A 24,055-nucleotide genomic window follows, 5' to 3' on the forward strand; every position below is an offset into this window, starting at 1 on the left:
GCCGCTGGCCGCACGATGGCACGGCAATTGTACTGCGATGTTGTTCATGAGACTTCAGCGAATCGGTCGACCGGCTTGTCTTGCGCTCGCGCTCCTCGGCGCGGGGACGCTCGCCGCCTGCGGAGAGGACTCGTCAGCGGGCGCGGGTGGCAGCGGCGCCACGAGCAGCGGGGGCGCCACCGGCGGCGAAGGCGGCGAAGGCGGCGCGGGCGGCGCGGGCGGCGAAGGCGGCGCGGGCGGCGAGGGCGGAGGGGACGGCGGGAGCGCCGGAGGCGGCGCTTCATGGCCCGTCGACACCTACCCGATCGACATCACTCCATCGGAGGACTGGAAGAACCAGATCAGCTTCCCCTTCGAGCCCTTCGCCGCCTGGCCCGCGACCTTCCAGACGCCGGGCTGGGTGAAGTTCACCGTGCTGATGCACGATCCCACCAAGGTCTATTACCAGGACAGCAACAAGTTCCCGTTCCACGGCGAGTTCGCCACGGCGCGGCTCGACCCGTTCTTCGAGATGTCGCGGGACGAGTTCGACAAGGTCTCGCTGCACGAAGAGGGGCAGAAGGCCATCCTCGGCGCCGTGATCTTCCCGCCGACCCCGGAGAGCGTGCCGGAGTACGGCATCCAGCTCGTCCGCCAGGACGCTTACGATCCCGAGGTGGCGCGCGTCGTCCTCGAGCTCGTGAAGGACAGCGTCATCGCGCCCGAGGGGGCGCGGCCCTTCTATTTCCCGACGTACGAGCAAGCGGCGTCGGCCGCGGAGAACAGCGCGTTCTACGAGGCGAGCGGGTTCCCGGTGAGCTCGGTCGAGCGGTGGCTGGACGGCGACGCGTGTTATGCGACGGGCTGGGCCGTGGGCCGGCTCCGCTATGTCCCGCCGGACGCGATCGACGCCGCCTACGCGAGCGGCGAGCTCCGGGCCGAGGACATCCTGCTCACCGACTCCATCCCTGCGGAGGTGCCTTATGTGGCGGGCATCGTCTCGCTGTCGCCCGCGACGCCGAACGCGCACACCGCCCTCCTCGCGACCTCGTTCGGCATCCCGTTCGTCTACCTCGGCGATCCGGCCGCCGCGGCGGCGGCGAAGGCGCTCGACGGCGAGGAGGTCGCGCTGCGGGCCTCGCTGCAATACGGGTCCATCTGCCGCGCGGTGCTCTTCGAGGCCGGAGGGATAGCGCCGGCGGACAGGGAGCAGCTCCTCGCGCTGAAGCGGCCCGGCGAGCTCGGGATCCAGCCCAAGGAGCCCCTCGGCGCCTACGCCGGGTCCACCGAGGATCTCGGCCCCGCGGATATCGTGCATTTCGGGGGCAAGGCCGCGAACTATGGCCTGCTGCGGGACGCCATCCCGGAGAGCTCCGATGTCGCTGTCGCGCTGTCGTTCGATCTCTGGGACGATTTCCTCGATCAGGTCATGCCCGGCGGCCGCACGCTGCGCGCCGAGATCGCGGAGCGCCTCGCGGGCCACAGCTACCCGCCCGACATGCTGGCGCTCAAGGCCGATCTCGCGGCGATCCGCGCGCGGATCACCGGGGAGAGCGCCTTCTCGGCGGGGCAGCGGCAGGCGATCGAGGCGGCGCTCGAGGGCTTCACGCCCACGAAGAAGATCCGGTTCCGGAGCTCGACCAACGTGGAGGACAGCGCCGTCTTCACGGGCGCGGGCCTCTACGACAGCTACAGCGGCTGCCTGGCCGACGATCGGGACGCCGACCAGGCGGGGCCGAGCCTGTGCGACGCCGGCGAGGCCGGCGAGCGCGGCGTGTTCCGCGCGATCCGCAAGGTGTACGCGAGCTTCTACAACGACAACGCCTTCCTCGCCCGGCTCCTCCATGGCGTCGACGAGGCCGAGGTCGGGATGGGCGTCCTCGTCCATCACTCCTATCCTGACGAGGACGAGATGGCGAACGGCGTCGCGACGCTCGAACGGCGCGAGCTGGTCAGCGACCAGATCAAGATCGTGACGCAGCTCGGGGCGACGTCCGTCACCAACCCGGAAGGCGGAGCGCAGCCGGAGGTCGTGACCGCGAGCCTCTTCGACCAGGAGACCTCCGTTTACCTCCTGTCTAGCTCGACGCTCGTCCCGCTCGGCGGCCACGTGATGCAATGGGAGGACGATTACCACGCGCTCGCCGCGCTGCTCGGCCGCGTCGAGGCGCGGTTCAGCGAGCTGAACCCTGGCAGAAAGTCGTTCCTGCTCGATTACGAGTTCAAGAAGATGAAGCCCGGAGACCTCGTCGTGAAGCAGGTGCGCGAGGTCGCGCTCCCGGACACGGCGCCGAGCCTCACGCCGTTCCTGCTCGACGAGCCCCGGGAGGTCTGCACCTTCCAGGGCGAGTTCGGCGACGTGTTCGCGAACCACCGGCTCAAGGTGCGCGCGAGGCTCCCGGCGAAGAGCGGGTTCCTCACGCCGGCGGCGCTCGCCAGCACGCTCTTCGACGAGGAAGCGCGGCTCGACTACCTCTCCGGTGGATCGGTGACGACGCTCTCGGGCAGCCCCGCGGCGTGGCCGGCCGCGTCCCACGCGTACGCCGAGGAGACGGCCACGGACTCCTTCGTGGACGGCGCCGGGGCCTCGGAGATCACCTATGCGCTCGCCACTTCCCCGGTGCCCGAGCTGCTACCGCCGTCGCTGGGCCCGCTGGTCGCGCTGCGCGACGTCGGGATGATGCTGAGCGCCGCCTACGCCACGCCCGTGCCGGCGCTCGACTGGGAGGGCGCGCCGATCGACGTTTCCTCGGCGGTGGTGCAGCTCGACGCCTGTCCCGCGGACGGCCCCCCGGTGGCAGGCGCGCTGCTCCAGGAGCGCTCGCTCTCGTGGGCGTCCGGCGTCTCGGTGAAGACCTCGTTCTACTGGCCGCCGGCCCCCACGGGCCCCACGGCGGGGTACACGGCGCCGCTCCACAAGTGGGTGGAGACGCGCATCGAGGGGCTGACGAGCGCACCGATCGTGCTCAGGGGCTACCACGCGCAGACGTACCACCCGCAGCACCACAACTTCTCGGAGGACTTCATCTTCGAGCCCCGCCTCGAGCCCGGCCTGGATCCCGCGATCCTCGCCGAGCTGGAGCAGAAGGGCATCCGGCTGATCCACGTCCGGACGCCGGACGGCGGCGAGGGCGGCGCGAAGCTGTGGACGCTCGATCCAGAAGGCGTGTTCCACCGGGTCGACTGAGCGGCGTACGGGCGGCCTGCGGGGCCCCGGCGAGCCGCAGCGCCGCCCGGGGCTCCGCCGGGCTCGTCACTCCTCCTCGAAGCATAGAGCCGAGCTCGACTGCCGCTTCAGACGGCCGCGCGACGTGGACCGGGGCCGGCGCGCGCGCGGAGTTGACGCGCGGAGGCCGCGGGTGGAGCAGAGGCGCCGGCTGTTCCTGCTGACGAGGAGAAGATCATGAGCCTTTACGACAGCTCGTTCCCCCAGATGACTCGCATGCTCGGCCAGGTGCTGGTCTGGCTCGACAAGGCGGAGGCCTACGCACAAAAGAAGAAGTTCGATCCGGAGGTGCTCCTCGCGGCGCGCCTCGCGCCCGATCAGTGGAACCTCAGGCGTCAGATCCAGAACGTCATCGCCTGGCCCCTGAGGCTGAGCGCGCTGCTCACCGGCGGGGAGCCGCCGCAGCTCGAGGCGGGCGACGAGACGCTCGCGGAGCTGCGCGCGCGCATCGGCAAGACGATCGAGCAGGTGAAGGCGCTGAAGCCGGAGCAGCTGAAGGGCGCGGAAGACCGCACGATTCCGCTCTTCTTCCTGCCGGGCAAGGGCATGAAGGCCCCGGCGTTCGTGTTCGAGTTCGCGCTCCCCAACTTCTACTTCCACGCCACCACCGCGTACTCGATCCTGCGGCACAGCGGGCTCGACGTCGGCAAGTCCGACTTCATCGGGCCGATCGACCTCCGCGACCTGTGACCGCGGCGGCCCTCCCCCGCGGGAGGCGGCGGGGGGCCCGTCAGCTGTGCAGCGGGCACGCGTCGAGCATAGCGCCTCCGAGCGAGGTGTCGCGACGCTTCGCTCGACCTTGCCAGCTCGCTCCACCTCCGCGGCGTGGGACCGCGTCGCGCCCTCTCGCCCGATCGGCGCCGGGCCTCGGTCCAGCGCGGCGCCCGCTCAGCGCGCGCTCTCTCCTGGCTTCTGCTCGGCGAGGGCCGCGAGCGTCTCCTGCGCGACCAGCGCCGAGGACGCAGGGTTCTGCCCGGTGACGAGCCGGCCATCCCGGACGGCGAACGGCTTCCACACCGGCCCTCGCTCGTAGCGCGCGCCCAGGGAGCGCAGCCGCGATTCCAGGGCGAACGGGACGACGTCCGCGAGGCCCACGGCCTGCTCCTCCTCGTCCGAGAAGGCGCTCACGCGCCGCCCCTTCACGAGCGGCTCGCCGCTCGCGAGCCGGACGTTCACCAGCGCACCTGGGCCGTGGCACACGGCGGCGACCACCTTGCCCTGATCGAACGCGCGGCCGAGCAGCCTCGCCGTGGCGGCGTCCTCGGCGAGATCCCACATCACGCCGTGGCCGCCGACGACGAAGTACGCGTCGTGGTCACCGGCGATCCCGTCGATGCGGAGCGTCGACGAGAGCTTCGCCTTCGCCCGCTCGTCCGCCAGGAACGCCTGGACGGCACCGGACGGATCCTCGGCGCTCTTCGGGTCGGCCGGCGGCTTGCCGCCCTGAGGCGACGCGATGTCGACGTCCGCCCCGGCCTCGACGAAGGCGCGGTACGGCGCGGCGAGCTCCTCGAGCCAGAACCCGGTCGGTTGGCCGGTCTCGCCGAGGCGTGCGTGGCTTGTGACGATCAAGAGAACCCTAGCGTTCATGGCGTCTCGCTCCTCTGGGCGCCGCTGCGCCCGGTGCCGTCGCGCCCCTCGCGCCCGAGGCGCTCGGGCTGGCGGCGACGGGAGGAATGTAGGCTGCCCTGTCGATGCAAACCAGCGAGACGATCTCACGCTATAGATGAGCCATGCTCATCAATTACGAGCTGCTACGCACCCTGCTCGAGGCCGGCGTCGCGCCCACGTTCGCCGAGGCGGCGAGGCGCCGCCGCGTCACGCCGTCCGCCGTGAGCCACCAGATCAAGGCGCTGGAGGCGCAGCTCGGCGTGCCGCTGTTCGAGCGGGTCGGGCGCAACGCGCGGCTCCTGCCGGCGGGCGAGGGTCTGGTCGGCGCGCTGCGCGAAGCGTTCGCGCGCATCGACGACGCGCTCGCCGCGGCGTCGGACGACCACCGCGAGGTCCGCGGGGCCGTGCGCATCGGCGGGCCGGGCCCGTTCTCCCGCATGTGGCTGCGGCCCCGGCTCGCCCGGCTCCTCCGCGAGCACCCCGAGCTCGTCATCGACGTGCGCTTCGACGTGCCCTCGGTGCTCGCGCGGCGGCTGCTCGCGGGAGACGACGATCTGAGCCTGCTCGTGAGCGCCGAGGACACCCCGGGAATCGAGGCGCGGCCCGTCTACGTCGAGGAGTTCTCGGCGGTCGCGTCGCCCGCAATGCTGGGGGCGTGCGGCCGCCCGGAGACGGCGCGGGAGCTCGCGGCGCACAGGTTCGTGGTCTTCGACGCGGATCTCGCGATGCACGCCGCGTGGTGGCGGGCGTCGTTCGGCAAGAAGGCCCCGCTGCCGCCAAAGATCGCCTGCCGGATCACGAGCCTCGACGAGATGCTGGCGCTCGCGATCGCGGGCGTCGGGATCGCGGTCCTGCCGAACTACTTCATCGCCGAGGCGGCCGCGGCGAAGCAGGTCGTCGTGGTGGGGCCGCGGCCGGGCAAGGGGCGCCGGGGCGCCCGGAACACGATCCACCTGGCGTGGCGCAAGGGCGCGGCGCAGAGCGCGCGCTTCCGGGCCGTGCAGGCGGCGCTGCTGGGAGAGGGCTGAGCGCCGCGCGCGGGCTCATCCTCGCGTGCCGCGGAGCGTGCTGGGCCTGGAACGCGCGCCGCCCGTCCCGTCCAGAGTCCGCACGCTTCTCCGGGCGCAGGCGCGCCGTCGAGCGATTCAGTGAAACGACGGGCAGCGCGGCGGTTACACTCCACGCCGAGAGCCCATGCTGACCTCGATCACGCTCGAGAACTTCAAGAGCTTCCGGAAGGCGGCGATCCCGTTGGGCCCCTTCACGCTGCTCGTCGGGACGAACGCCTCCGGCAAGAGCAACCTCCGCGATGCGTTCCGCTTTCTCCATGGCGTCGGCCGCGGCTATTCGCTCGCGGAGATCCTGGGAGAGAAGTACGGCGAGGGCGGCGAGCTTCAGTGGAAGGGGATTCGCGGCGGCACGAGGGAGGTCGTCTTCGGAGGAGGATCGGAGTTCTCGATCGAGACTACGCTTCGGGTGCCGATCCATCCCGTCCTCCGGCGCGGAGTCCGGAGGCTCAGGTACCAGATCGCCGTCGCAATCGAGAGCGCGAGAGCAGCACCGCGGGTGGCTCGCGAATTGTTCTACTCGGGTAGGCGAATGTATTTCGACTCCCACCCATCCGACAATCCACCGAAGCAGCAAGACGAAGAGCATCTGATCGTGCGCCTGAGTCGAGGGGGGAATTATCGGAGAATGGGGCCAGCGCTGCCCGTGCTGTCGAGCTCGCCGGCGATCCTGCAGGTCGCAAGAAAGGCCGAGAAGCAGCCCATGGTCCAGAGATTTGCCGGAAGCACGCTGCAGACGCTGCGCTCGATGCGCTTCTTGGATCTCTCACCGGACGCGGCGCGACTGCCCTCGCTACCGGGCAGGCAGGTACTCGGCGATCGGGGCGAAAACCTCTCCTCTGTGTTGCAGTCGATCTGCCAGGACCCGGATAGGATGTCGACGCTCCTCGAATGGGTCCGCGCGCTCACGCCGCTCGACGTCGTGGACTTCGACTTTCCCCAGGACTTCGCCGGACGCATCCTTGTGCACCTCGTAGAGCAAGGGGGTCGCAAAATCTCCGCACACAGCGCATCGGACGGCACGCTGCGCTTTCTGGCGATCCTCGCCGCGCTGCTCGACACCGATACCGCTCGCTTCTATTTCTTCGAGGAGATCGAAAACGGCATTCATCCGACGCGCCTTCACCTGCTCGTGCAGCTCATCGAGCAGCAATGTCGCACCAGGGACGTCCAGGTCATCGCGACGACCCATTCGCCCCAGCTCCTCGGCTTTCTCAGCCCCGAGTCGAGGGAGAGCGCCCTCCTCATCTACCGGCTCCGCGGCGCCGACGAGTCCAGCGTGCGCAAGGTGATCGACCTTCCCGACCTGAAGCGGGTCCTCGAGACCCAGGACCTCGCTCGCCTTCACGCCTCGGGGTGGCTGGAAGACATGGTAGAGCTCATGGCCGACGATGCGGGCGAGGCCGCCCAGTGAGCTATCGTGTACTCGTCATTCCCGAGGACTTTCGCAACGATCAGTACGTCCTCGAGCCCATCGTCACAAAGATGTTCGAGGCGATCGGCCGTAAAGCCAAGGTGCTAGTCTGCCGCGATCCGCTCCTCGGCGGCGTCGAGCAGGCACTCCGGTGGGAGCGCCTCCAGGAGATCCTCGTGCGCTACCAGGCGATGATCGAGTGCTTCCTGCTCCTCGTCGATCGCGACGGCAAACCGGGACGGCGCGAGGCCCTCGATCGACTGGAGTCGCTGGCCAGCGCCGCGCTTCCGTCGGGAAAACGTTTTCTGGCCGAGAACGCCTGGCAAGAGATCGAGGTGTGGCTCCTCGCCGGACACGATCTGCCCTCCGAGTGGGCGTGGAAGGCAGTACGCGCCCACGAAAACCCGAAGGAACACTACTATCAACCCCTCGCCGAGCAGCGCGGGGTCCTGCTCAAGCCGGCGGAGGGGCGCGGGCTCCTGGCCCGCGAAGCGGCCTCGCGGTACAGCCGCATTCGCTCCCTGTGCCCGGAGGTCGCGGACCTCGAGCGACGCCTCGGCGCCTAGCACCCCCGCGCCGCCCGCGCCCCGTGCAGGCTCACCCGCCCCAGTCGACCTTCGGCCTCCCGGGCGGCGTGACGTTCGGCATCTCGTGGAAGAGCCCCCGCGCGAGGTCGGGCAGCGGCGCGCACGCCTGCTCTCCCAGGTTGGTCAGCTCCAGCGGGTCCTCGAGCACGTTGAAGCAGTGGTACTCGCCGTCCCACTCGCGCGCCTCGATCTTCATCGGCCCCTGCATCATCCCCCAGTTGCGGAACGCGCAACCCCACACCCATGTGCAGTTCGTGAGCGGCATCGGCGCGACCGTGCGCTCCGGCCGCGTCAACGGGTGCCCGATCATCCGCCGGCGGAACGGATCGAGGCCCGGCTCGTCCCAGAGGCCCATCAGATCGAGGAACGTCGGCCCGAGGTCGAGGTGCCACACGAACGTGTCCTTCGCGCCCTCGATGCTCGCCCGCTCCTCCGGGGCGAGCGTCCCCTCCGGCGCGTCGACCCACGTCGGGACGAGGATCTCCTCGTCCCAGAGCGAGCTCGTGTGGCCGAGCTGCCAGTGCTCCCGGAACGACTCGCCATGATCCGACGTGTACACGATGACCGTGCGCTCGCCGCTCGGCGTCCCGCGGATGTGCTCGATGAGCCGGCCAACCGCCATGTCCGACAGGTAAACGACGTTCTTGTAGTAGTTCTTGAAGTGCTCGTTCTTCTCGGGCGCCTTGGTCAGCTCGCTCGGCTGGAACGGCGCGTGGAGCGGATCGCTCACGTACGGGAAATGGACGTTCGAGTAATGGACGACCGCGAAGAACGGCTCGACGAGCTCGTCCCACTCCTCAATCACCCGATCGGTGAGCTGCCGATCGTAGGCGCCGTAATCGAGGTCGGCGCCCGGATCGAGCTGGGTCGCGACAGCCCGGTGCGAGACGGGGATATCCTGCACGTAGAGCCGGGCGTTCCCGAACATGAGGTTCTGGCTCGTCCAGTACGCGGTGTCCCACCCGGCCGCGTGGGCGTAGTCCCAGAGCAGCGGGGCAGCGCCGAGCACCTCGAGGCTCTCCGTCGGAGGGACGCCGGACCAGATGTTCGAGATGGAGATGGCCGTCGTCGAGTCGTGGGCCCGCATCTGCAGGAGCGGCATGCGGCGGGGCGCGGCGGCGTTGGAGAACGGCGTCGCCTTGTCGCAGGCCGGGTCGTACGCGACGCACGTCACGTCCGCCCGCTGGCTCTCTTGCAGGATGAGCACCACGTTCCGCGGCCGCGCAGGCCGCGCCGAGAGCCGCGGCACGCGCTCCGGGTCGCGGCGCTGCACCCGCAGATCCGGCGAGTCGTTCGTGATGCCGAGGTGCTCCTTCACCAGGGCGGCGATGCCGTGGAAGTAGATCATGTCGGCCGACGACGACTGGATCACCCGGTAGCTCACCGGGATCATCGCCACGCCGGCCAGCGCGAGCGGCACGACCGCGGCGGCGAGGCGCCGCCGGAGCCGCCGGGGGCGCACGAGCCGGCGGGAGAGCCGGAGCGCCCCAAGGGCGAACCCGAGCGCGACGGCGAAGTGGGCGATCACGCTCGGGCGCCCGAGCGGGAGCGTGCCCACGATCGACCAGGGGATCGACTGGGAGTGGATCTGGGAGTCGATCGAACAGTAGATGTTGTAGAGGGCGTGGAAGCCCCCCTGGACGCCGCACGCGAGCGTGAAGAGCGCGACGAACAGCGCGCCCACGGCGCCGCGCGCCGCGCCGCGGCGGCCCGAGGCGACGTAGAGCAGGAGGCCCCAGAACCCCAGCGACGCGGCCACGGTCGCGGCGTATCCCGCGGCGTGCGGCCGATCGAACGTGGTCATGTGGCGGGCCCGGCGCAGCACGTCGAGGAAGAGGAGCCCGAGCGCCGGCGAGGCCAGGAGGGCAGCGCTGATCAGGCGGCCGCGGCGGAGCGCGGCCTTGCGCGCGGCGCGCGGGCGGGCGCGGTCACGGGCGGCGCGGTCGCCCGCGCGCGCGGGGCGATCTTCTGCGCGCGTGGGGAGGACGGCGGGGGACGCGGGCGGCTCGGCGAGCGCGCCGCCCTCTCGGTCGATGTCCTGCGTCATCCGGATCAGTCGTGGCGAGGCCCGACCGCGAGGTCGCGGAGGTGGGCGGGGACGTCGACGCTGCCGGCGGGACCGCCGTAGAGGGCGTCCGCGAGCCGGGGCAGGTCGCCGCAAGCGGCGGGCCCGAGGTCGCGCTGCTCGCGGGGGTCGGCGAGCACGTCGTAGCAGTGCCAGGCGGTGTCCCAGGCGCGGGATTCGAGCTTCATGTTGCCGCGCATCATCCCCCAGTTCTTGAACGCGCAGCCCCAGATCCCGGTGCAGTTCGTGAGCGCCAGCGCCGCCGGCCCCGGCGACGGCCGGAGCAGGCTGTGCCCGACCATCGCCGCCCGGTACCCCGCGAGCGCAGGCTCCTCCCAGAGGCCCATCAGGTCGAGCAGGGTCGGCGCCACGTCGGTGTGGAAGACCAGCTCGTCCCGGGCCGCGCGCAGCGCGCCCTCCTCCGCGGCCGTCAGGGTGCCCGGCGGAGCGTCGACCCACCCGGGCACCCGGATCTCCTCGTCGAGGATCGAGCCCGTGTGGCCGAGCTGGCCGTGCTCCCGGAACGCCTCGCCGTGGTCCGACGTGAAGACGATGACCGTGCGCTCGCCGACCGGGGAGCTGCGGACGAAGCGGATGAGCTCCGCGATGGCCGCGTCCTGACGGTAGACCGCGTTCCTGTAGAAGTTGCGGTACGCCTCGTTGTCGTCGGGCGCCTTGCTCTCGAGGGCGGGCTGGAACGGCGCGTCCTCCGGGTCGACCAGGTACGGGACGTGGGTGTTCCCGAAGTGAGCGACCGCGAGGAACGGCTCGCGCAGCGAGAGCACCTCGGACCGGACGTGCGCCGACAGCAGCCGGTCGTCGGCCCCGAGATCGATGTCGGCGAGCGGATCGAGCTCGGTCGCGCCGCACTGGTGCGAGACCGGCAGGTCCTGCACGTAGAGGCGCGAGTTGGCGAACATCATGTGGTGGCTCGTCCAGTAGGCGCTGTCGAAGCCGGCGGCGTGCGCGTAGTCGAAGACGAGCGGCGCCGTGTGGAGCGCCTCGCGGGTCGCGACCGGCTGGAGGCCGGACCAGAGCACCGCGAGCCCGATCGCCGTCGTCGAGGCGTTCGAGCGCATCTGCGTGAGCGGCAGCCGGTCGGGGACCGCCGCGTCGATGCGCGGCGTGCCGGGGCACGCGACGGGCGCCTCGCCGGCGGCCGCGGGCATGCGCGCCGAGCACGTCGCGTCGGCGCGCACGCTCTCGGTCAGGATGAAGAGGACGTTGCGCGGCGGGCCCGGCCGCGGGGTGACCGGCGGCAGCGAGGGCGGCGTGCGGAGCCCGGGGCGCACCTGCGCCGTGGTCTGGACGCCGGCGAGCTCCTTGAGCAGGCCGCCGATCGCGTGGAAGTAGATGACGTCGGGCGTGGAGGCCTGCACCGTGCGGTAGGAGCACGGCAGGACGAACGCGGCCACCACGACCGCGGGCGCGGCGAGGCGGGCGGCGCGGGCCCACGCCGTGCCGCCTGGCCGCACGATCCGCCGGCCCAGCCACACGAGCGCGATCGCGAGGAGCAGCGGCGGGAGGACCGAGCGGAAGAAGTTCTCGCCGTCGGCCCGGAGCTGGCCGAAGAGGCTGGCCGAGAGCGAGGTCCCGAAGAGCGTCGCGTCGAGGTTGAGGTACGTCGCGTACTGGCGGTGGAAGTAGAGCTGGCCGCCGAGCGACAGCGTCGCGAGCGCCACGAAGAGCAGCGCCGCGAGCCACCGCGACGCGCCCCGCCGCGACGAGGCCGCGAAGAGCAAGAGCCCCCAGAGCGCGGCGCTCTCGACCATCGCGCCGAGGTAGCTCGCGATGTGCTTGCCGCCGAGCTCGAGCAGGCGATCGCCGCGGAGGAGGACGTCCGCCGCCACGATGAGGAGCAGCGGGAGCGCGAGGAACAGGCGGCCGTAGCGGCGGCGGGCGCGGGCGACGGCGCGCAGCCGCGCGCGCGCCGCGGCGCGATCCGCGCCCAGATCGCGGGCGAAGCCGCGGGACGAGCGGCTGGCGGCGTCGGCCTCGACCGGGGGAGGATCGTTGAGCGCCTTGGAACGGAGCACGGAGGCGCGCGAGTTTACCGAGGACGTGGCGTATCGGGAACGTTTCTGAGGCGGCCCGGTGGCGTCGAGGTGACGGCGCCGGCCGGGATTGCCCGCCCGGGAGGCGAGAAAACCCTTCGACCGCCGCGCGAGGCGTGCCATGGAGGCGTTCGCATGGCGGAGCAGCTCTTCCTGAACGGGACGCGCGGCGCGCAGCAGACCTCCGGGGCCGCGGCGCCGCCGGCCGAACCCGCGTCGACCGAGGTCGCCGCGCAGCCCGAGACGCGGCCGTCGCCGGGCGCGCCGGCGCCCGAGCCGCCGCTCGAGACGGCGGCCAGGCTCAGCGCCGAGCTGGAGGCCGCGCTCGTGCGCGAGCTCATGGCGGCCTACCAGAGCCTGAACTACACGCATTTCCGGCGGAAGCTGCGCGCTGCGTCCATCGAGCTGTCCGACGCCGCGAGCCGGCTCGGGCGGTGGATCTCGGAGGCGCGCGCGATCGAGATCTCGCGGCCGCTCGTCCTGACGCAGCCGTGGGGCGTCGTGATCGAGGTGCTGAAGCACGAGATGGCGCACCAGTACGTGCACGAGGTGCTGGGCGTCAGGGACGAGGCGGCGCACGGGCCGGCGTTCCGCGACGTGTGCACGCGCCTCGGCATCGACGGGACGGCGGCCGGGATGCCGGCCACGGGGCGCTCGCCGGCGGATCCTGGCGGGGTCGCGCGCGGCGGCGACGCGGGCGCGTCGGAGGCGAGCGTGGACGCCCGGATCCTCGATCGCATCGCCCGGCTGCTCGCGCTCGCCGACAGCCCGAACGCGAACGAGGCGCAGGCGGCGATGAGCGCCGCGCAGCGGCTGATGCTGAAGTACAACCTCGACGTCGCGAAGGCGCGCGCCGCGCGGCAGTACGGCTTCCGCCACCTCGGCGCGCCGAGCGGGCGCGTGGGCGAGACCGAGCGGATCGTCGGCGGCATCCTCGGGAAGCACTTCTTCGTCGAGGCGATCTGGGTGCCCGTCTACGTGCCGCTCGAGGGCAAGCGGGGCAGCGTCCTCGAGATCTGCGGGACGCCGGCGAACCTGGAGATGGCGGCCTACGTGCACGCGTTCCTGCACCACACGGCCGAGCAGCTGTGGAACGAGCACAAGCGGACCCAAGGGGTGAAGGGCAACAAGGACCGGCGGACCTACCAGGCCGGGGTGATGCTCGGGTTCCTCGAGAAGCTGAACGCGGAGCGGAAGGTGTCCGCGGAGCAGGGGCTCGTCTGGGTGAGGGACGCCGATCTGGACGGCTACTATCGAACGCGCCACCCGCACGTGCAGCACCTGCGCCACACGGGCAACCAGCGGACGGCGGCGCACGCGCACGGGCGCGAGGCGGGGCGAAAGATCGTCCTGCACCGCCCGATGCAGGGGGCGACCGGCAACCGGGGCATGCTGCTGCCGCCGGGCAAGAAGGGCTGAGCTCTCGGCTCCGGATCCGGGCCGCGCGAGGAGCGCGGACGGAAGCCGGAGGACGCGAGATGGCGGAGCGCCAGCGTCTCGGCCGCGGCGCGCGCTCGACGCGCTCGTTGACGGAGAAGGAGCGGTTCCGGCACGATGGCACGGCGCGCTGGAAAGCCTAGGAGAAGAACGAGATGCCGCTCCTGTTCACCATTGAAGAGCGCTTCGATGCGTCGCCCGAGGACGTCTTCCGGCTCGCGACCGACATCGACGCGTTCGGCGACTGGATGCCCAATTTCGTGCGGGTAGAGAGGCTCACGGGCGCCGTCGTCGGCAAGGGCGCGATGTGGCGTGAGACCCGCAAGATGTTCGGCAAGGAATCGACCGAGCTTTTCGAGGTCACGGCGGCGGAGCCCGGCAAGCGTCTGGACCTCTTCGTCGATGGGCAGAAGGGCACCACGGGGCGGGGGGCCTACCACTTCCGGTATGTGTTCGAGCCCCAGGGCGCCGGCACGCTGCTCAGGATGGAGGGTGAGATCGCGGGGATGGGCTGGTTCATGGAGACGCTGGGGCGGCTGTTCATCGGCAGCTTCAAGAAGGCGGTGCACGGAGATCTCAAGGCCATGAAGACGCACCTGGAGCGGCGGCGGGCGAGCTAGGGCTGCGCCGGCCGGTCCCCACGGACACCCTCTCCGGGGGCCTCGTCGGTGTTCATCGAGCTCGTTCGATCGCGCTCAGGGCACCAAGGGCGCCACTGCGCTCACCAGCGTCATCGTGGTTATCTTGTCCTTCCTCGACACGAGCCTGGAGGACATCCGCCGATGCAGCGAGGGTGATCCGCCGCGGCTCCAGCGTACTTCTCGCGTTGCGCTCGGGCGGGCGGCGGAACAGCATGCCGGCATCATGGCGATGCGATGGCGGAAGGACCCGGAGAGGTCGCAGTCATCTCTTATGCTCGAGCGGCTGCCGTCTATCCTGCTGTCGCTGTTTGCCGCGTTCTTCGTCGCCATCGCGAGCTTCGTGATCTCCGCCGGTTACGCGGAGCACCGAGCCGCCGAGATCGACGCGGCGGCCAGGAGCCTGGCGGAGAACGCCACGCCGAGCATCATGCACCTGGCGGCCGCGCGCGCCGAGCTGAGGCATATCCAGGCGCTCCTGAGCGACCTCGTCAACGACGCCGCGCTGGGGCGCCCGCGCGACCGCCACGAGCTCGACGAGGCGCGCGACAACCTGTCCCGGAGCATCGACGTCTACCTCGGCATGCCCGTCTATCCGGGCGAGTTCAAGCAGTGGCAGACCGTCGCGCAGGCGCTCGGAAAGCTCGATCAGGACACCGACCGGGTCCTCTCGCTGGTGGCGAACGGCCGTCCGGACGAGGCCAGCAAGCTCATGGACGCCGCGCTGCGGGCGGACTTCAACGCGGCGAACGACGCCGTGATGGACAGCATCGAGCTCAACGCCCAGCACGCACGTCGTCTGGCGATCGAGATCGCAACCAACCGCGTTCGCTCTCGTCGGATCGCGCTGGTCCTCAACACGGCGAGCGTGACGTTCGCGCTGCTGGCCTGCGCGGCGGCCGCCGCGCAGGTCCGGCGCCACGTGAGGCTGCTCTGGCAGCAGGGCGTGCTCCTGGAGCGTCGAGCGGATGAGCTCGAGCAGTTCGCCGGCCGGGTCGCACACGACGTGCTCAGCCCCCTCGGCGCGGTCGCGCTCTCGCTCGACCTCGCCCTGCGGCGGTGCGGCGAGGGAGAGCCGGCGCGCAAGGCGCTCGAGCGGGGCCGGCAGGCCATCGTGCGCGTCAAGCGCATGACCGACGGGCTCCTGGGGTTCGCTCGCGCGGGCGCGATGCCGGAGCCAGGCGCGCGCGCCGAGGTGCACCCCATCATCGACGATCTCATGGCCGAGCTCGTCCCTACCGCGGTAGAGCTCGGCGCGGAGCTCCGCGTCGAGCCCTTCGCCCCGTGCGCGGTGGCCGCGAGCCCCGGCGTGCTGACAAGCATCCTCGCCAACCTGATCCGCAACGCGCTCAAGTACCTCGGCGACGCGGCGGTCTGTCGCGTCGTGATCCGGGTGCTCGACGCGAGAGAGGCCGTGAGGATCGAGGTGGAGGACACGGGGCCCGGCGTCGCGCCGGCCCTCGAGCAGATGGTGTTCGAGCCTCATGTCCGAGCGCAAGGCGCTCGAGTGCCGGGTCTGGGCCTGGGGCTCGCCACCGTCAAACGCTTGACCGAGGCGCACGGCGGCCGCGTGGGGCTCCGCACGGTCGTGGGCCAGGGGAGCCTCTTTTGGTTCGAGCTGCCCAGAGCGAGCACCGAGGCGGCGCACGCGCCTGAAATCGGCTCCAGCACCAGCGCGTGACCTCCGGGAGACCGCGGCCCGGTTGCTCCGCGAGCGACGCGAGGATGCGCTGGCGATCGCGCTCCTCTCGGCGCTGCCGAGGGACGCGACCGACGGCATGAATCGCGCCGTGCGCAAGGCGACGCTCGCCAATGAACAAGGCATCGGACCAGAAGCGGCGCGCGACGAGCCGGAAGCTGCCGTGATGGCGCGATCGGAGGAAGGCGTTACGAGCGTTCCAGATGCGGACGAGATGATGGACGGCGAGGCCATGGACGAATCCATGAAAGAATCGGTGGATGCAATCGGTAGCCTCAAAATCATCCGCTGCAAGAAAGCCGACCGTGGCATTCCATGCATGAAGCAGTGTGCAAACGCTGGGATCTCGTGCGCGGCGAAGCGACCTCATCCGGAAGACCACGACGTCGGATACGGAGAGCTCGGGCAGTGCAGAACGTTGGGCGCCGTCGGCAGCTGTTGGTATCACTACCCCAATGGCCAGCTTTGTGTCTTCGTCCCGTGGAGGTCGTTTTGTCGCATTGATAACGACTGATGACGACGGTTATCGACCGGGATCACCCAAGCCACGAAGAGCTTCTTGCGCGGCTCGTTCCCAATCCGAGCCGAACAGACTCTCCATGCACTGAATCGATAGATTGTATAGCTCCGGCGGCCGCTTTCCTCCGGCCAGCGCTGCGGAGCCCACCGTGTGAAGCCGGCGCATCCGCTCGACGTCCTCCACGGTGATGGTTCTGGGGCCCTGAATGCGCCCGGCTACATGCTCCATCATCGCCCACTCGGCGGCGCCCATGGTGTTCTCCCACGCGCATGGATCAACCCCAAGATCGGCGTCGCCGCGCTTCAGCGCACAGGCAAGAAGATAGGTATAGCCAACGGCGTAGACCTGGGCATAGACCGCCCATGCGAGCTCTTCTTCCAGGTCTTCTTCCGCGTCGGTCCGCTCCTCGTCAGTCATGGCATGGACTGTACTTCCGTTCCTAGGGGCTGCCAGCTGGGGGAAGGAGCCGGGACCACGTCTCCAGGCGCCCCCGTGAACGCAGCCAGCGGTGAGGGCGTGAGGTCAGCCCGCGTCGCCCCCGTGGCCTCGAGGCGCGTGTCGGCTGCTGCTCCGCGGCCCCTCAGGCGAGCGGCCACAGGGCGCGAAACGGCCACGGACACGCCGAACCGCTCGCTGGCGCGAGCTCGACCAGGCGGACGGCGGCGCCCCCGGCACCGCGCGGGCCCCCTCGCTGCAGCGTGGGCGCGGCGTCGAGGTGCACGCCGGCGTCCGCCTGGTCGAGCTCCGGGGCCGCGGCATCGAGGCCGCGAGCGCCCTGGAGCTGTCATGGGAAGATCAGCTGCCCCTCCCCGGGGCGTCCATGGGGAACCCTTCGAGAAAACCGCTTGACTCCGCCCGCTTGCCCATGATGGCTTGAAAGCCAAGGGAGGTATTCTCCATGGCAAAGTCCATCCCCTTCGATCCGACTCCATACCTGCGCCCTCCGAAGCTCGACGTCCGGCAGGCCGTCGCGCTCGCGATCGCGCTCCTCTCGGCGCTGCCGAGGGACGCCACCGACGGCATGAAGCGCACGGCGCGCATCGTGCGCAAGGCGACGCTCGCCATGAACAAGGCGTGGGACCAGAAGCGGCGCGCGGCCGGCGCCCCGAAGCCCGCGAGCAAGGCCAAGGCGGACTACCGCGTCGACACCGCCTGGGCCGCCCTGAAGATGCGGGTCGATGCCTGCGCCTTCTTGCCGGCCACGGCGCACCCGAGGGCCGAGCGAGCCAAGGAGATCTCGCAGATCCTGTTCCCGGAAGGCCTCGAGTTCCTCAAGCTCTCGATGGATCTCGAGTGGGCCGAGAGCAACGCCCTCCTCGGCCGGATCGCCGAGGACGACGCGCTCGGCAAGGACCTTGTCGCCATCGCGGGTCCTGAGTTCCTGGCGGAGGTGCGCGCCGCCCATGAGGCCTATGGCGAGGTCCTGGGGATCACGAAGGCGCACGAGACACCGGCGGACGTGGCGGCCCTGCGCGAGCCGCTCCGGGAGCTCGTGAGCGCGATCGGCGATTACATGCTCCAGGTCGTCGCCGGCGTCGATCGCGAGAGGCCGGAGACGGTCCAGGCGGCGCGCGCCGCGCTGGCCCCGCTGGACCGCCTGCGCCAGGCCGCCGCCCGGCGGGCGGCCGGCAAGAGCGGCAAGGGCGCCCCGGCCGCGGACGAGGACGACGAGGAAGCGCTCCCCGAGATCGAGCTCGAGACGCCGGTCCCTGACGTGCCGCAGTAGCCGCCCCTCGCACGACGCTCCCGCCCTCGAACGACCCACGGCGCCTCGAACGTGTACAAGGTTGCCCCCTCGGACGACCCGCGGCGCCTCGAACGTGTACAAGGTTGCCCCCTCGAACGACCCGCGGCACCTCGAACGTGTACAAGGTTGCCCCCTCGGACGACCCGCGGCGCCTCGAACGTGTACAAGGTTGTCCCCTCGGGCGATCCCGGTTTCCTTCCGTTCACCCCCTTCCGTCTTTGTTGACCCGGTGCGCGGCCCCAGGCACCATCGGCGCGCAGCGCCCGGCCGGCCTGCATGGCCGGAGGCTCGGCTCCGGCTCGCTCCCCTTCCCCTAACAAGCTGTTGAGGTGCTTTGATGCCCGTTCGTACGATGCTCTTGCTCTGCTTCGCGCCCTTTGTCATTGGCGCTCTCCAAGGTTGCGGCGGCGATGACGGCGGGGGCGAGAGCTCCGGGGGATCGACGCTCGGCGACTGTCCGCCCGACTCGACCGCGCAGGCGGACATGGGCTACCAGGCGCTCCAGAGCCAGTGCGTGCCCTGTCATTTGACGACCTCGATGGGCGCGTCCCGCATCAACGCCCCGGAGGACGTCAACGTCGACGACCCCGCCAGCGTCAGGGCCGAGGCGGAGGAGATCTTCGAGGAGATCCAGATCGGCGGGGCGAATGGCGCGGACGGGATGCCCATCGGCGCGAAGCTCTCCGACGACACGATCGAGGCCATCCGGGTCTACCTCGCCTGCGACGCGGCCCAGTAACGCCGCGCCCCGCCACGCCCGCCTCTCACGTCCGAACGCCGGCGCGCCAGCTCACGAGAGGGCGCGCCGGCGGCTCACCGCTCGCCTCGATCGCTGTGCGACCGCGCGATCCGGAGTATGGTGCAGCCATGTTCAGGCTGGATGCCCGCTCCGGGGCTGCCGCGCTCGCGCTGGCCGCCACGCTCGCGCTGACCGCGTCGCTCGGCGCCTCGTGCGCCGGCGCGCCCCCCGCGCAACGCGGGGCGGCGGCCTGCCCGCCGCTCTGCCCGCAGCCGGCGCCCCCGGCGAGCGCAGCGCCGGCGGGGCCCGTCGTCCCGGGCACGCCGGGCGAGGCGCCGGCGTTCGACCCCGAGCGCCTCACCCTCGTGCTGGACGACCCGCGGCTCGCGCAGGTGCAGAAGCTCGTCGAGCAGGAGGCGTACGCGGGCGCGGCCGCGGCGATGGCGCAGGCGCTCTCGGCGCCCCTGTCGCCCGCGGACGCGGCGGCGTTCCGCTACCAGCTCGGGCGGCTGCGCGTCCTCGCGGGCGATCCCGTGGGTGCGGCGAAGGAGTACGACGCCGCCGCGGCGGCGGGCGGGCCGCTCGCGGATCACGCGAGGTTCGCGGCGGCCGATCTCCTCGCCAGGGCGGGGCAGCCCGACGCGGCGCTCGAGCGCGCGCGCGCCGTCGCCTCGGACGTCGCGATCGCCGACGAGCTCGATCGCATCGTCGCCGGCGCGCTCGCCGACAAGGGCGACATCGAGGGCGCGGCCGCGCGCTGGCGCGCGTACCTCTCCCGCAGCTGGCCGGCGTCGACGTGGGTGCCCGAGGCGCTCCGCTTCGCCCGCGCGCTGCTCCGCCACCCGAGCCAAGACCACGCCGAGGAGGCGATCCGGGTCGCCCGGCGCGTCATCGACGAGGCGCCGGGCGGCGCCGGCGCCGGGGAGGCGAAGGAGATCCAGGACCAGGCCCTGTCGACGCTGCCGTTCGCGCGGCGCAAGCCGTTCCTCGATCTGGGCCCCGCCGATCTGCTCGCCCGCGCGCGCGCCCTGCTCGCCTCGCGCCAGGACAAGGAGGCGCTCGCCGTCACCGACGCGCTGATCGCCCTCCCCGAGGCGCAGGCGCCCTCGGCCTTCGCCTGCGACGCGTTCGCCGCGCGCGGCGAGGCGCTCGGGCGCCTCCGGCGGCGGGCCGAGGCCGCCGACCTCTTCGGCACGGCGATCGAGCGCTGCGGGCCGGCCGCGCCCGCCGCCGGAGGCGCGGCGCCCGCTGCCGCAGGCGTGACGCCCGCCGCGGGCGCGAGCGCGCCCGACGCCGCAGGCGTGACGCCCGCCGCAGGTGCGAGCGCGCCCGCCCCGCGGCGGCCCGAGACCCTCTACAACGCCGGGCGCGCGTCGCTCCGCGTCGATCGGCACGCCGAGGCGGCCGCGCGCTTCGCGCTGATCGAGAAGGAGTACCCGGAGCACCGGCTCGCGGACGACGCGCGCTACCTCGGCGCGCGCGCGCTGCTCGGGCTCGGGGACCAGGCGCAGTTCGTGCAGCTGCTCACCGCCATGCCCGACGACTACCCGTCGGGCGACATGGTCGCCGACGGCCTGTTCGAGCTCGCGCTCTTCGAGATGGAGCGCGGCGACTGGGCGGGCGCGGTCAGGCCGCTCGAGCGCGCGCTCGAGCGGTTCCCGCACGAACGGGCGTACCACGCCGCCGGCAGGCTCCCCTATTACCTCGGGCGCGCCCACATCGAGACGGGCTCGCCCGACAAGGGGAAGGCGCTGCTCGAGCAGGTGATCCGCGATTACCCGCTCTCTTTCTACATGGCGCTCTCCCACGCGCGGCTCGCCGACGTCGACCCCGCCGCCGCCGAGCGCGCCCTGTCCGCGGCCCTGGAGCGCGACGCGAGCGCGCCGTACACCGAGCTCAGGAGCCCGCTCTTCGCGCAGCCCGCGTTCACGCGCGCGCTCGAGCTCGCGCGCCAGGGGGAAGCGAGGCTCGCGCGGCGCGAGCTCGATCTGCTCGGCGTCGGAGGCAAGACGGCGCCGCGCGAGGTGATGTGGGCCTCGGCGTTCCTGCTCGCGCGCGCGGGCGCGCTGCCGCAGTCGTACAGCATCCTGCGCACCGCCATGGCGGCGCCGGCGGCCGTCGAGCTCGCGGGCGAGTGGGTCGATCACTACCCGGTCGGGCGCTGGCGCGGCGCGTGGGAGCTCGCCTATCCGCGCCCCTTCGCGGGCGTCGTCACCGCGGAGACCAAGCGGAGCGGGATCCCCGAGGCCCTCGCCTACGCGATCATGCGCGAGGAGTCGGCCTTCGACCCGAGGGTGGCCTCGCCGGCCCAGGCGTTCGGGCTGATGCAGCTCATCGTGCCGACCGCGAAGCGGATGGCCAAGCCGCTCGGGCTGCCGTGGAGCGCCAACGCGCTGAAGCGCCCCGAGGTCAACATCGCGCTCGGCTGCCGCTACCTCTCGCAGCTGCGCGGCCAGTTCTCGGACAACCCCCTGCTCGCGATCCCCGCCTACAACGCGGGGGGCGGCGCGCCGAAGCGATGGATCGCGGAGCGCCCCTCGCAGAGCTTCGACCTGTGGGTCGAGCGCATCCCGTACGAGGAGACGCGGCTCTACACGAAGCGCGTGATGACGAGCCTCGCCGTCTACGAGCTCCTCTACGCCGGCGCTCAGCCGGGCGAGGCCCTGCGGACGCCGCTCCCCGCGAGCCCGGCCGCGCGCTCGGCCGTGGCGAACGCCGCGCCCTGACCGCCGCGCCGGCGGAGCCGCGCGCCGGAGCGCCGGCGGAACCGGAAGCCAAACGCCGCCGAGGTTTCGGCGAGCTGGCCGCGCTCAAGCTTTGGTAGAGTCCGCGTGTGATCGACCCGTCGAGCCCTTCCCACCAGCTCGTGGGCGCCGTGCTCAACGGGCGCTTCCGGATCCTGCGTCTCCTCGGCGAGGGGGGTATGGGCGCGGTCTACGAGGCCGAGAGCCTTCGCGGCGAGGGCAAGCGGGCGATCAAGGTGCTCCACCCCGAGTTCACGCAGGAGGAGCAGGTCCTCCACCGCTTCTTCGCCGAGGCGGAGGCGACGAGGGGGTTCGTCCACCAGAACATCGCCTCGGTCTTCGAGGCGACCCGCGCCGAGGACGGCACGCCCTACCTCGTCATGGAGCTCCTGCAGGGCGTCCCGCTCGCCGCGTACATCGACACGGGCAACCCGATCCCCCCGCAGCAGGCCGTGCCGATCATCCACGAGGTGCTCCAGGCGCTCATGGCGGCGCACAGCCACAAGGTGATCCACCGCGATCTGAAGCCGGAGAACCTGTTCCTCATCCGCGATCCGCGCGGGGGCTTCCGCGTGAAGGTGCTCGACTTCGGCATCGCGAAGGTGATGGACGCGGCCGGCGGAATGGGCCTGAAGACCCGCGCCGGCACGCTCCTCGGGACGCCCGGCTACATGAGCCCCGAGCAGATCAAGAACGCGCAGGGCGTCGACGCGCGCGCCGATCTCTGGAGCGTCGGCGTGATCTTCTACGAGATGCTCACGGCGACGCAGCCGTTCCCCGCCGAGAACGAGTTCGCGCGGCTCACCGCCGTGCTCGCCAAGGAGGTGCGCCCGATCGAGCAGGTCGCGCCCCACCTCGCGGCCTGGGGCCTCTTCTTCCAGCGCGCCCTCTCCAAGGACGTGGCCGGGCGCTTCCAGACGGCCGAGGAGATGGCGCAGACGCTGGGCGCCATCGCGCACCGCACGGGCATCGCGACGCCCAGCGCGCGGCCCGACGCGCCCGCGCTGACGCACCAGCTGCCCTCGCTGCCGCCGCCGCAGCCGCTCCAGTACGCGACGCAGCCGCCGCAGAGCATGGCGCCGCCGCCGCAGAACGTGACGCAGCCGGTGCAGAGCGTGCCGCCGGCCGCGTCCAGGATCCCGACGGTGCCCCCGCCGCGCATGACGGCGCCGCCCATCCAGGCGTCCCCGTCGGTGGCGCCCACGGCGACCTTCTCGGTGACCAACAGGCCGACCCACATCAGCGCGCAGCAGCCCGCCGGCGCGCCGACGCTCACGGGCGGCCACTACGACGTGCGGGTCGTGGAGGTCCCCCTGGCCGCCGAGGGCGGGGGCTCGGAGGGCGCTGCCTGGTGGCTCGTGGGGCTCATCGGGCTCGTGTGCCTCGGCGTCGGCTTCGCGCTCGGCGTGCTGGTGAGCGGGTGAGCGCGTGAACGGGAGCGCCCGCGTCCGCGCCCTGCTCGCCGTCACCTGCGCCGCCGGCGCCCTGGGCGCGCCGCGGTCCACGCTCGGCGACCCGCCCGCGGAGCCCCCCGTGCCGGTCGTCGATCTGCACGTCGACGTGCCCTGGCAGGTCCACTTCAAGGGGCGCGACAGGCGCCTCGGCGAAGGCCACGCCCGCAGGGAGACGCTCGTCGCGGGCCACTACCTCGGCATCGTGCTGCCGATCTACCTGCCCGACCAGGCGCGCCCCGAGGGCCCGCAGATCGAGGACGCCAGCGCGGTCCTCGCGACGATCGAGGCGATCATCGCCGCGAACCCGGTGCTCCTCCCGCTCGGCGCGGCGCGGGCCGAGCCGGGGAAGATCAGCACGTTCCTCTCGATCGAGGGGGCCGGCGCGTTCGCGGCGGACATCGCGCAGATCGACCGCTTCATCGCGCGCGGCGTGCGGCTCATCAGCCCGAACCACGCGAAGAACACGCGGCTCTCGTCGTCCGCGACCGGCGGGCCGGCGGCGTACGGGCTGACCGAGCTCGGCAAGCGGTTCTGCGAGCGCGTCTACGACCAGGGCGCCCTGATCGACGTCTCGCACGTCTCGGACGCCGCGTTCGCGGATCTCGTCCCGATCGCCGCGGCGCGCGGCGCGCCGATCGTCGCGACCCACTCGAACGCGCGCGCGGTCGCGAACCGGCCGCGCAACCTGACGGACGAGCAGCTGCGGCTCATCGCGCGGAGCGGCGGGGTCGCGGGGCTCAACTTCCACGCCCCCTTCGTGAACGGCACGAGCGAGGCGGACGTCGACGACGTGGTCGCGCAGGTCGATCACATGGTCCGCGTGGCAGGCGTCGATCACGTGGCGATCGGCTCGGATTTCGACGGTGGCATCGTCCCGCCGAGGGGGCTCGACGACGCGTCGGCGCTGCCGGCGCTCGCCGCGCGGCTCAGGCAGCGCGGCATGTCGCGCGAGGACGTGGTGAAGATCTTCGCGCAGAACGCGCTGCGCATCCTCGGCTGGCGGCCGGCGATGGAGGCGAAGAGCGCGAGCGCGGCCGGCGGCGCGCGCCCGTAGCCGGGGGCCGCGGCGCGCCC

18 protein-coding genes are annotated in these 24,055 nt (G+C 71.9%); 14 read left to right on the top strand and 4 right to left on the bottom strand.

The features are described 5' to 3' along the window. Positions 1-46 precede the first annotated feature (46 nt). On the top strand, positions 47-3,166 hold the full coding sequence (locus ACSRUE_RS43615; RefSeq protein WP_441288735.1) for a PEP/pyruvate-binding domain-containing protein: 3,120 nt from the start codon (positions 47-49) through the stop codon (positions 3,164-3,166). A 216-nt stretch (positions 3,167-3,382) separates the two neighbouring features. After that, positions 3,383-3,895 carry a DUF1993 domain-containing protein gene (locus ACSRUE_RS43620; RefSeq protein WP_441288736.1) on the top strand — a complete coding sequence of 171 codons (513 nt, stop codon included), beginning with the start codon at positions 3,383-3,385 and terminating at the stop codon, positions 3,893-3,895. 198 nt (positions 3,896-4,093) lie between these two features. On the opposite strand, the gene ACSRUE_RS43625 is transcribed toward ACSRUE_RS43620, so the two are convergent. Next, positions 4,094-4,795 (bottom strand): type 1 glutamine amidotransferase domain-containing protein, encoded by a 702-nt coding sequence (locus ACSRUE_RS43625; protein WP_441288737.1) that lies wholly within the window; start codon positions 4,793-4,795, stop codon positions 4,094-4,096. Positions 4,796-4,938: 143 nt separating this feature from the next. Between ACSRUE_RS43625 and ACSRUE_RS43630 the strand changes: the two genes are divergently transcribed. The 3 genes from ACSRUE_RS43630 to ACSRUE_RS43640 all read left to right on the top strand — a co-directional run bounded on the left by ACSRUE_RS43630 (position 4,939) and on the right by ACSRUE_RS43640 (position 7,863). Then, a complete protein-coding gene (locus ACSRUE_RS43630) occupies positions 4,939-5,844 on the top strand; it encodes a LysR family transcriptional regulator (protein WP_441288738.1) in 906 nt (301 codons plus the stop codon). Positions 5,845-6,010: 166 nt separating this feature from the next. After that, positions 6,011-7,297 carry an AAA family ATPase gene (locus ACSRUE_RS43635; RefSeq protein ID WP_437992569.1) on the top strand — a complete coding sequence of 429 codons (1,287 nt, stop codon included), beginning with the start codon at positions 6,011-6,013 and terminating at the stop codon, positions 7,295-7,297. After that, positions 7,294-7,863, top strand: coding sequence for a hypothetical protein (locus ACSRUE_RS43640; protein WP_441288739.1), 570 nt, complete (start codon positions 7,294-7,296; stop codon positions 7,861-7,863). The genes ACSRUE_RS43635 and ACSRUE_RS43640 overlap by 4 nt, the downstream gene beginning before the upstream one ends. 31 nt (positions 7,864-7,894) lie before the next feature. Here the strand turns inward: ACSRUE_RS43640 and ACSRUE_RS43645 are convergent, their stop codons facing one another. Both ACSRUE_RS43645 and ACSRUE_RS43650 read right to left on the bottom strand, forming a co-directional pair. After that, positions 7,895-9,931, bottom strand: coding sequence for a sulfatase-like hydrolase/transferase (locus ACSRUE_RS43645; RefSeq protein ID WP_441288740.1), 2,037 nt, complete (start codon positions 9,929-9,931; stop codon positions 7,895-7,897). Positions 9,932-9,936: 5 nt separating this feature from the next. Next, on the bottom strand, positions 9,937-11,985 hold the full coding sequence (locus ACSRUE_RS43650) for a sulfatase-like hydrolase/transferase (RefSeq protein ID WP_441288741.1): 2,049 nt from the start codon (positions 11,983-11,985) through the stop codon (positions 9,937-9,939). Positions 11,986-12,138: 153 nt separating this feature from the next. Here ACSRUE_RS43650 and ACSRUE_RS43655 point away from each other — a divergent pair, with 153 nt between their 5' ends. The 4 genes from ACSRUE_RS43655 to ACSRUE_RS43670 all read left to right on the top strand — a co-directional run bounded on the left by ACSRUE_RS43655 (position 12,139) and on the right by ACSRUE_RS43670 (position 16,291). Further along, a complete protein-coding gene (locus ACSRUE_RS43655; RefSeq protein ID WP_441288742.1) occupies positions 12,139-13,422 on the top strand; it encodes a SprT-like domain-containing protein in 1,284 nt (427 codons plus the stop codon). Positions 13,423-13,595: 173 nt separating this feature from the next. Continuing rightward, positions 13,596-14,060, top strand: a complete 465-nt coding sequence (locus ACSRUE_RS43660) for an SRPBCC family protein (RefSeq protein WP_441288743.1) — start codon at positions 13,596-13,598, stop codon at positions 14,058-14,060. Positions 14,061-14,184: 124 nt separating this feature from the next. After that, entirely contained in the window at positions 14,185-15,759 is a 1,575-nt protein-coding gene (locus ACSRUE_RS43665) for a sensor histidine kinase (protein ID WP_441288744.1), read from the top strand. Between the two features lie 22 nt (positions 15,760-15,781). Further along, positions 15,782-16,291: a hypothetical protein gene (locus ACSRUE_RS43670; RefSeq protein ID WP_441288745.1), complete on the top strand. Its 510-nt coding sequence runs from the start codon at positions 15,782-15,784 to the stop codon at positions 16,289-16,291. A 9-nt stretch (positions 16,292-16,300) separates the two neighbouring features. On the opposite strand, the gene ACSRUE_RS43675 is transcribed toward ACSRUE_RS43670, so the two are convergent. Next, positions 16,301-16,714: a hypothetical protein gene (locus ACSRUE_RS43675; RefSeq protein ID WP_441288746.1), complete on the bottom strand. Its 414-nt coding sequence runs from the start codon at positions 16,712-16,714 to the stop codon at positions 16,301-16,303. 481 nt (positions 16,715-17,195) lie between these two features. On the opposite strand from ACSRUE_RS43675, the gene ACSRUE_RS43680 reads away from it, so the two are divergent. The 5 genes from ACSRUE_RS43680 to ACSRUE_RS43700 all read left to right on the top strand — a co-directional run bounded on the left by ACSRUE_RS43680 (position 17,196) and on the right by ACSRUE_RS43700 (position 24,035). Continuing rightward, positions 17,196-18,023 carry a hypothetical protein gene (locus ACSRUE_RS43680; protein WP_441288747.1) on the top strand — a complete coding sequence of 276 codons (828 nt, stop codon included), beginning with the start codon at positions 17,196-17,198 and terminating at the stop codon, positions 18,021-18,023. A gap of 358 nt (positions 18,024-18,381) precedes the next feature. Beyond that, on the top strand, positions 18,382-18,783 hold the full coding sequence (locus ACSRUE_RS43685) for a c-type cytochrome (RefSeq protein ID WP_437761401.1): 402 nt from the start codon (positions 18,382-18,384) through the stop codon (positions 18,781-18,783). 128 nt (positions 18,784-18,911) lie between these two features. Then, a complete protein-coding gene (locus tag ACSRUE_RS43690) occupies positions 18,912-21,509 on the top strand; it encodes a transglycosylase SLT domain-containing protein (RefSeq protein WP_441288748.1) in 2,598 nt (865 codons plus the stop codon). Between the two features lie 107 nt (positions 21,510-21,616). Continuing rightward, positions 21,617-22,951 (top strand): serine/threonine protein kinase, encoded by a 1,335-nt coding sequence (locus ACSRUE_RS43695; protein ID WP_441288749.1) that lies wholly within the window; start codon positions 21,617-21,619, stop codon positions 22,949-22,951. A 4-nt stretch (positions 22,952-22,955) separates the two neighbouring features. After that, positions 22,956-24,035 carry a dipeptidase gene (locus tag ACSRUE_RS43700; RefSeq protein WP_441288750.1) on the top strand — a complete coding sequence of 360 codons (1,080 nt, stop codon included), beginning with the start codon at positions 22,956-22,958 and terminating at the stop codon, positions 24,033-24,035. The last annotated feature ends 20 nt before the right edge of the window (positions 24,036-24,055 follow it).

The organism is Sorangium sp. KYC3313 (assembly GCF_052075895.1).
In the GTDB taxonomy this organism is placed as follows: domain Bacteria; phylum Myxococcota_A; class Polyangia; order Polyangiales; family Polyangiaceae; genus Sorangium; species Sorangium cellulosum_B.